A 7,674-nucleotide genomic window follows, 5' to 3' on the forward strand; every position below is an offset into this window, starting at 1 on the left:
ACAAGGCCGCCGCCACAGCCGCAGACACATGTGACCGCGCGCATCTTGGCGCGCGGCCTGAACTGACGGTGGCGCGGTGTCCTGATGCCCGCGGCCGGTCCTGGGGCTCTTGCGGGCTGTGTGGACCGGGGCGCGCAGGGGGGCTTTGGCTTACTCCTGCTCCAGCACAATATCGAGCCGGCTACTGGCGCGCATATTGTCGATCGCTTTGCTCAGCGCGGCGTCCATTTCAACATCGCCTTCACGGATCAGGAAACGCGCCGGGTAGTCCTGGAACGGAACCTCTGCCACATTGGGCAGGTCGTTTGCCTGCAAGATCTCGCCAACCACCGGGGAAGCAAAGACAAACCCGTCGATACGTCCGCTGTTCACCTTCTTCAGAGAACATTCAACGCAGGTGCTGCCGCTGAATTCAACGTCAAAGAAGGGCACATGCGATTGCTCTGTCTCGATATTATACTGGCCGAGGTTGTCCATATCCAGCGGCTTGTCGCGGTTGTAATAGAGCGCGAAAGGCACCGGATGCACCTCTGCCGAAGAGAATTGAAGCCCCGGCGCGGGCGGCTTGCCATTGCCGGGATCCAGCATCGGCAGCTGTACCCGGGCGTCCTGGTCGATCAGCATCTTGATCGAACGCGGAAAGGGCACAACTTTTATGTCGAGGTCCAGATCCCCGTTTGCCTTCATCTCGCGGAGCATGTCGATATAGAGACCTTTTTCCGCGCTTTCCGACGTCAGCGGCAGCTGCGCGATGGCGATCGTCTCTGCCTGCGCAAGGGTGCAGAGGCTGCCACTGAGGGCGACAATCGCGGTGGTCGTTTTGATGAAGTCAAACATGGTATTCTCTCCTTCTTCGCCGTTACACATGGGGGGCGACTCTCCCTAAAGATGGGAAATCTGGCCGAAAAAGGTTAAATCCAGATTTCGGCGCGGGCCGGGCGTGCCGCCGGGCGGCGGGGGCGTGGCATATCTGCTCTGGACATGCATGCCCAGTTCGTGGCTACCTGCGCAAAACGCCGCCGCAGTCTTGTGCTCGGGGCTAGGAGTGGCGGCTGAAACCCGCTAGCACTGGGCCTGGCTGCCGTGGTGGTGGCGCGGCGACAATATCCACCTGGGAGAGGGTCATGGGGTTTTCCGAACGATTTTCTGGCTGGCGCATTCTGAAAGAAGGCTTGACCGGCAACAAGGGCTGGACCGCCCATTGGCGCGACCCGGAGCCAAAGCGCGACTATGACGTGGTGATTGTCGGCGGCGGCGGCCATGGGCTTGCCACTGCCTATTACCTCGCCAAGGAACACGGGCTGCGCAATATTGCCGTGCTGGAAAAGGGCTATCTTGGTGGTGGCAACGTCGGGCGCAACACCACCATCGTACGGGCGAATTATTATCTGCCGGGCAATTCGGAGTTCTATTCCCACTCGCTCAAGCTCTGGGAGGGGCTGGAGCAGGATCTGAATTACAACGCCATGATGTCGCAGCGCGGCATGCTCAATCTGTTTCACAATGATGGCCAGCGCGATGCCGCTGTGCGCCGTGCCAACAGTATCCTCAATCAGGGCGATGACGCGGAGATCCTCTCTCGTGTTCAGCTCCGCAAACTGGTGCCCTTCCTGAATTACGACAATGCCCGCTTTCCCATCATGGGCGCGCTGTTGCAGCGCCGGGCGGGCACCGCGCGCCATGATGCGGTGGCCTGGGGCTTTGCCCGCGGGGCGGATCAATACGGCGTTGACCTGATCCAGAACTGCGAGGTCACCGGCATTGATGTCGAGGGCGGCAAGGTGGTCGGGGTGCAGACCGCGCGCGGCCCGATCCGCGCCAGAAAAGTGGCGCTGGCGGCGGCGGGGCGCTCCAGCCAGGTGGCGGCGATGGCGGGGCTGACCCTGCCGATCGAGAGCCACGTTTTGCAGGCCTTTGTCAGCGAGGGGATCAAGCCGGTGATCGACCATGTGATCACCTTTGCCGAGGGGCATCTGTATATCAGCCAGTCCGACAAGGGCGGGCTGGTCTTTGGCAGCTATCTTGATTTCTACAGCTCCTATGCGGCGCGGGGCAACCTGCCGATGCAGGAACATACGATGGAGGCGATTGCCGCCATGGTGCCCGCCGTCACCCGGGCGCGGCTGCTGCGCAGTTGGGGTGGCATCATGGATATGACGCCGGATGGCTCGCCGATCATCGACCATACGCCGGTCGAGGGGCTCTATCTCAACGCGGGCTGGTGCTATGGCGGCTTCAAGGCGACGCCGGCCTCGGGGGATTGTTTTGCGCATCTGATCGCCACCGACCGCCCGCATCCGGCGGCGGCGCGGTTCCGGCTGGATCGCTTCCGCAGCGGGCAGGGGCTGATGGATGAGGAGGGCACCGGTGCGCAACATAATCTGCATTAGGTCCGTGGGGCGGGCTTTGGGAGCCTCCGGCGGGGATATTTGGGAAAAGATGAAAGGGGAGCGGTCATGAGGATTTGCTGTCCGCTGTGCGGCGCGCGGGATCGTCGCGAATATAGCTATCGCGGGGCGGCGCTGCCGCTGCCGGATCTGGCGGCCGACGTTGAGGTCTGGCACGCGCATGTGCATCTGCGTCAGAACCCGGCCGGGCCGCTGGAAGAGCTCTGGCAGCATGAGATGGGCTGCGGCGCCTGGCTGAAGGTCACCCGCAACACCGCGACCCACGAGATACTGGCGGTCACATTGGCCGAGGAGGCTTGCGCATGAGGATCTCCGGCAAGGGGCTGGTCAGCGGCAATCGCACGGTCAATTTCGCCTTTAACGGGCGTCATTACATGGGGCTGGAGGGCGACACGCTGGCCTCGGCGCTTTTGGCGAATGGGGTGCATCTGCTGGGGCGCTCGTTCAAGTACCACCGCCCGCGCGGCATTCTGACCGCCGGCTCGGAAGAGCCCAACGCCCTAGTCACCATCGGCAAGGGTGCCGCGCTGGAGCCCAACATACGCGCCACCCAGCAGGAGCTCTTTGAGGGGCTGGCGGCGCAGAGCCAGAACTGCTGGCCCTCGGTCGAGCGGGACCTGATGGCGGTGAATGATCTGGCCGCGCCCTTCTTTGGGGCGGGGTTTTATTACAAGACCTTCATGTGGCCCCGCGGGTTTTGGGAGGCACTGTATGAGCCGCTCATCCGGCGCGCGGCGGGGCTTGGCGCGCTCTCCGGGGCGGCCAATAAAGACCCCTATGAGAAGGCCTATGCCTTTTGCGATCTTCTGGTGATCGGCTCCGGTCCAGCGGGGTTGATGGCAGCGCTGACGGCGGCCCGCGCGGGGGCGGATGTGATCCTTGCCGAGGAAGACAGCCGCATGGGCGGGCGTCTTCTGGCCGAGGTCGAGGAGGTTGATGGCAAGCCTGCGCATCTCTGGGTGGCGGAGGTTCTGGCCGAGCTGGAAAGCCTGGACAACGTGCGGCTGATGCCCCGCACCGCCGTCACCGGTGCCTATGACCATGGCACCTATTCGGCGCTGGAGCGGGTCTCGCACCACCTGCCGCCGAGCCAGAGCCTGAAGACCGCGCATCGCCCGCGCGAATGTTTCTGGCGGATCCATGCCGGGGCTTCGGTGTTGGCCTCCGGGGCCATCGAGCGGCCCATCGCCTTTCGCAACAACGACCGTCCCGGCATCATGATGGCGGGCGCGGTGCGGTCCTACCTCAACCGCTGGGGCGTGAGCCCGGGCGAGCGGGTGACCGTCTTTGGCAACAATGACGACGCCCACCGCACCGCCCGCGATCTGCTGGCCGCCGGGGTGCATGTCGCCGCCGTGATCGACAGCCGCCATGATGCGCCGGACGGCGAGGGCTTTCCGGTGCTCAGGGGTGCGGTGGTCTGCGACAGCACCGGGCGGCAGCGGCTGGAGAGCATCACCATCCGCAGCGTCAATGGCGAGGAGAAGATCCAGACCGATTGCCTGGCGATGTCGGGCGGCTGGAACCCCTCGCTGCATCTGACCTGCCACCTGGGGGCACGTCCGCTCTGGCGCCGGGACCTTGCGGCCTTTGTGCCCCGGGCCGACGCGGTGCCGGGCATGGTGGTGGCGGGGGCCGCCAATGGCAGCTTTTCCACCCATGGCGCCCTTACTGAGGGCGCAGCGGCGGCAGTGACGGCACTGGCGGGCCTTGGCACATCGGCAACGGCCGCGCCCCCGCCCATGGCCTCCGACGCGCCCTACCGGATCAGCCCGCTCTGGGCGGTGCCGGGCAAGGGGCGGGCCTGGCTCGATTTCCAGAATGATGTCACCGTCAAGGATGTGACCCAGGCCGCGCAGGAGAATTTCCGCTCCGTCGAGCATATGAAGCGCTACACCACCCTGGGCATGGCCACGGATCAGGGCAAATCCTCCAATGTTGCCGCGCTGGCGGTGCTGGCCGATGCCACTGGGCGCAGCATCCCGGAAACCGGCACCACCACGTTTCGGCCGCCCTTTGTGCCTACCTCGATTGCGGCGATGGGCGCGGGGGCCGAGGATCAGGGCTTTGCGCCGCAGCGCTACCTGACCTCGCATCAGGTCAGCCAGGACCACGGCGCGCAGGATATCGAGGTGGGCCTCTGGTATCGTGCCAGCTATTTCGCCAGGCCGGGCGAAACCAATTGGCGGCAATCCTGCGACCGCGAGGTGATGATGGTGCGCAGCGCCGTTGGGGTCTGCGATGTGTCCACCCTGGGCAAGATCGACATTCAGGGCAAGGACGCGGCCAGGCTGCTGGATCTGGTCTATAGCAATACATTCTCGACGCTGAAGGTCGGGCGGGTGCGCTATGGGCTGATGCTGCGCGAGGATGGTTTTGTCATGGATGACGGCACCTGCGCGCGGCTGGATGAGACGCATTATGTGATGACCACAACCACCGCCGCCGCCGCTCAGGTGATGGCGCATCTGGAATACCTCACCCAGGTGGTGCGCCCCGAATGGGATGTGCGCTTTGCCTCCGTCACCGATCATTGGGCGCAATTCTCCGTTGCCGGACCCAGGGCGCGGGACCTGATCAACGATCTGGTCGAGGAGGACGTGAACGCCGAGAGCTTCCCCTTCATGGGCTGCGGCGCGGTCACCGTAAAAGGCGTGGCGGGGCGGCTGTTTCGGATCTCCTTCTCTGGCGAGCACGCCTATGAGATCGCGGTGCCCGCGCGCTATGGTGCGGCGCTCTATCGGCTCTTGCTGGAGCGCGCCGAGGCGCTGGGCGGCGGCCCCTACGGGATGGAGGCGCTGAATGTGCTGCGTATCGAGAAGGGCTTTATCACCCATGCCGAAATCAATGGCACCACCACCGCCTTTGACCTTGGCATGCAGGCGCTGGTGTCTCCGAAAAAATCCTGCTGGGGCAAGGTCCTGTCCGAACGCGAGGGGCTGATGGAAGAGGACCGCATGCGGCTGGTGGGGCTGAAACCCATCGGCGCGGTGAAGGAAATCAGCGCCGGTGCGCATCTGTTTGAACCCGACACAACGGTGGAGCGGGAGACTGATATCGGCTATGTGACCTCGGTCTGTTTCTCGCCGACACTGGGCCATATGATCGGGCTGGCGATGGTCTCGGCGGGGCCGGAGCGGATCGGCGAGACCATCCGCCTGGTGGATCACACCCGCGGCATTGATGCGCTCTGCGAGGTGGTGGAGCCGGTGTTTTATGACCCTGAGGGAGGGCGCGCCCGTGGCTGATGCGATGATGGAGCTGACAGAAACATCCCCCTGCGCGGGGCTCTTGCCGCTCAGGATCGGCGGCTGGGCGCTGGAGGAGGTCCCCCCCGGCGCACTGACCCTGATCGCGCCCTACAAGGGGCAGGAACAGGCGCTCTCGGCAGCGCTGGAGGCGGTGCATGGCATGGGCTTTCCCGCCCCCAACCGCAGCCATGCCGCGCGGGAGGCCAGCCTGATCTGGTTTGGCCGCGCGCAGGCGCTGTTGATCGGCCCCCCGGCCGCAGAGGATCTGGCGCCCCTGGCCGCGCTCACGGATGTCAGCGATGGCTGGGCCATGGTGCGGCTGGAGGGCGCAGGCGCCGAGGACGTGCTGGCCCGTCTGGTGCCGCTGGATCTGCGCCCGCAGGTCTTTGAGATCGGCCATTCTGCGCGCACGGAGCTCAAGCACATGATGGCATCGATCACGAAGGTGGAGGAAAACGCCTTTCAGATCATGGTGTTCCGCTCGCTGGCACGGACGCTTGTTCACGATCTGAAAAGAGCCATGGAAGCTGTCGCGGCACGGGGCTAGATTGACAAGGATCACAACACTGATTCCGGGAGCTCCCATGATCCGCAAGATCCTCGCCGCCGCCCTGCTGGCCGCGCCCCTCGGCGCGACCGCCGCCCTTGCCGCCAAAGATCTGGGCAAGGAAGACAGCTGCAAATACCAGGGGCAGGTGATGTCCGCCGTGCAGGCCGCACGGCTGGATCGCGTGCCGCAAGACAAGGTGCAGGAGAGCATCCTCGCCTCCGATCCCGCCTGGCCGGAAAACTTCTCCAACGCCATTCCGCAGCTTGCGCAGCATGTCTATCAGATGAAGCGGCGCGATCTGAAACAGAACGATCTTGGCGCGGTTTTTGAGGCCCAGTGCCTGGAGAACTGGGATCAGATTCAGGCCATGAAGGAAGGGATGGCTGGCAACTGACTGGCACCTGACCGGGACCGGCCCGGGACTTGACTGGCACTTGATCGGAGCACCACATGTCGCTGCCCAACGGATTTCTGGATGAATTGCGCACCCGCATCAGCCTCTCTGATGTTGTCGGGCGCAAGGTCATGTGGGATCAGCGCAAGAGCCAGCCGGGCAAGGGGGATCTCTGGTCTCCTTGCCCCTTTCATCATGAAAAAACCGCGTCTTTTCATGTGGATGACCGCAAGGGATTCTATTACTGCTTTGGCTGTCAGGCCAAGGGCGACGCGCTGAAATTCGTGCAGGAGACGGAAAATGTCTCCTTCATGGAGGCGGTGGAGATCCTTGCGGGCGAGGCCGGGATGGAGATGCCCAAACGCGACCCCAAGGCCGCCGAGAAACAGGACCGCCGCAGCCAGCTTGCCGAGGTGATGGAGCTGGCGGTGCAGTATTTCCGCCTGCAACTGAACACCCAGGGCGCCACGGAGGCGCGCGCCTATCTGGCGCGGCGGGGGCTGGATCAGGCGGCGCTGGAACGCTGGGAGATCGGCTTTGCCCCCGATGGCTGGCAGAACCTCTGGGACGCGCTCAAGGGCAAGGGCGTGGCGGATGATCTGATCCTTGGCGCGGGGCTGGCAAAACCCTCCAACAAGGGCAAGCGGCCCTATGATGTGTTTCGCAACCGGATCATGTTTCCGATCCGCGATGCGCGGGGCCGGGCGATCGCCTTTGGCGGCCGCGCGATGGATCCCAATGACAACGCCAAATACCTGAACTCGCCGGAAACCGAGCTCTTTGACAAGGGGCGCAACCTCTATAACCACGGACCGGCGCGGGCGGCGTCGGGACGCGGCGCGACGCTGATCGTGGCCGAGGGCTATATGGATGTGATCGCGCTGGCGGAGGCGGGCTTTGCCTCCTCGGTGGCGCCGCTGGGCACCGCGATCACCGAAAGCCAGTTGCAATTGATGTGGCGGATGTCCGACGAGCCGGTGATCGCGCTGGATGGCGACACCGCGGGCCTGCGCGCGGCGATGCGGGTGATTGACCTGGCGCTGCCGCTCCTGGAGGCGGGCAAGAGCCTGC

Annotated in this window: 7 protein-coding genes; 6 read left to right on the forward strand and 1 reads right to left on the reverse strand. The window is 64.5% G+C overall.

Annotation, left to right across the window (positions count from 1 at the left end; translation table 11 throughout):
• Positions 1-150: 150 nt before the first annotated feature.
• The gene (locus HCZ87_RS18675; RefSeq protein ID WP_167646275.1) at positions 151-837 is read right to left on the reverse strand and encodes a transporter substrate-binding domain-containing protein; all 687 of its coding nucleotides are present in this window, start codon (positions 835-837) and stop codon (positions 151-153) included.
• 287 nt (positions 838-1,124) lie between these two features.
• Here HCZ87_RS18675 and HCZ87_RS18680 point away from each other — a divergent pair, with 287 nt between their 5' ends.
• The 6 genes from HCZ87_RS18680 to dnaG all read left to right on the forward strand — a co-directional run.
• Positions 1,125-2,390 carry a sarcosine oxidase subunit beta family protein gene (locus HCZ87_RS18680; protein ID WP_167646277.1) on the forward strand — a complete coding sequence of 422 codons (1,266 nt, stop codon included), beginning with the start codon at positions 1,125-1,127 and terminating at the stop codon, positions 2,388-2,390.
• Positions 2,391-2,456: 66 nt separating this feature from the next.
• Positions 2,457-2,714, forward strand: a complete 258-nt coding sequence (locus HCZ87_RS18685; protein WP_167646279.1) for a sarcosine oxidase subunit delta — start codon at positions 2,457-2,459, stop codon at positions 2,712-2,714.
• On the forward strand, positions 2,711-5,656 hold the full coding sequence (locus HCZ87_RS18690) for a sarcosine oxidase subunit alpha family protein (protein WP_167646281.1): 2,946 nt from the start codon (positions 2,711-2,713) through the stop codon (positions 5,654-5,656). Before HCZ87_RS18685 ends, HCZ87_RS18690 begins: the two co-directional genes overlap by 4 nt.
• 4 nt (positions 5,657-5,660) lie before the next feature.
• Positions 5,661-6,206 (forward strand): sarcosine oxidase subunit gamma, encoded by a 546-nt coding sequence (locus HCZ87_RS18695; protein ID WP_167646287.1) that lies wholly within the window; start codon positions 5,661-5,663, stop codon positions 6,204-6,206.
• 37 nt (positions 6,207-6,243) lie between these two features.
• The gene (locus tag HCZ87_RS18700; RefSeq protein WP_167646283.1) at positions 6,244-6,603 is read left to right on the forward strand and encodes a hypothetical protein; all 360 of its coding nucleotides are present in this window, start codon (positions 6,244-6,246) and stop codon (positions 6,601-6,603) included.
• 56 nt (positions 6,604-6,659) lie between these two features.
• A partial coding sequence (dnaG, locus tag HCZ87_RS18705) for a DNA primase (RefSeq protein ID WP_167646285.1) occupies positions 6,660-7,674 on the forward strand: 1,015 nt, incomplete at its 3' end.

The sequence above is a fragment of the Phaeobacter sp. HF9A genome (assembly GCF_011806385.1).
Lineage (GTDB): Bacteria > Pseudomonadota > Alphaproteobacteria > Rhodobacterales > Rhodobacteraceae > Epibacterium.

What these genes read in the sequence shown, in the direction of transcription:
- HCZ87_RS18675 (WP_167646275.1), bottom strand. Translation starts at nt 837, where the DNA reads ATGTTTGACTTCATCAAAACGACCACCGCGATTGTCGCCCTCAGTGGC.
- HCZ87_RS18680 (WP_167646277.1), top strand. Translation starts at nt 1,125, where the DNA reads ATGGGGTTTTCCGAACGATTTTCTGGCTGGCGCATTCTGAAAGAAGGC.
- HCZ87_RS18685 (WP_167646279.1), top strand. Translation starts at nt 2,457, where the DNA reads ATGAGGATTTGCTGTCCGCTGTGCGGCGCGCGGGATCGTCGCGAATAT.
- HCZ87_RS18690 (WP_167646281.1), top strand. Translation starts at nt 2,711, where the DNA reads ATGAGGATCTCCGGCAAGGGGCTGGTCAGCGGCAATCGCACGGTCAAT.
- HCZ87_RS18695 (WP_167646287.1), top strand. Translation starts at nt 5,661, where the DNA reads ATGATGGAGCTGACAGAAACATCCCCCTGCGCGGGGCTCTTGCCGCTC.
- HCZ87_RS18700 (WP_167646283.1), top strand. Translation starts at nt 6,244, where the DNA reads ATGATCCGCAAGATCCTCGCCGCCGCCCTGCTGGCCGCGCCCCTCGGC.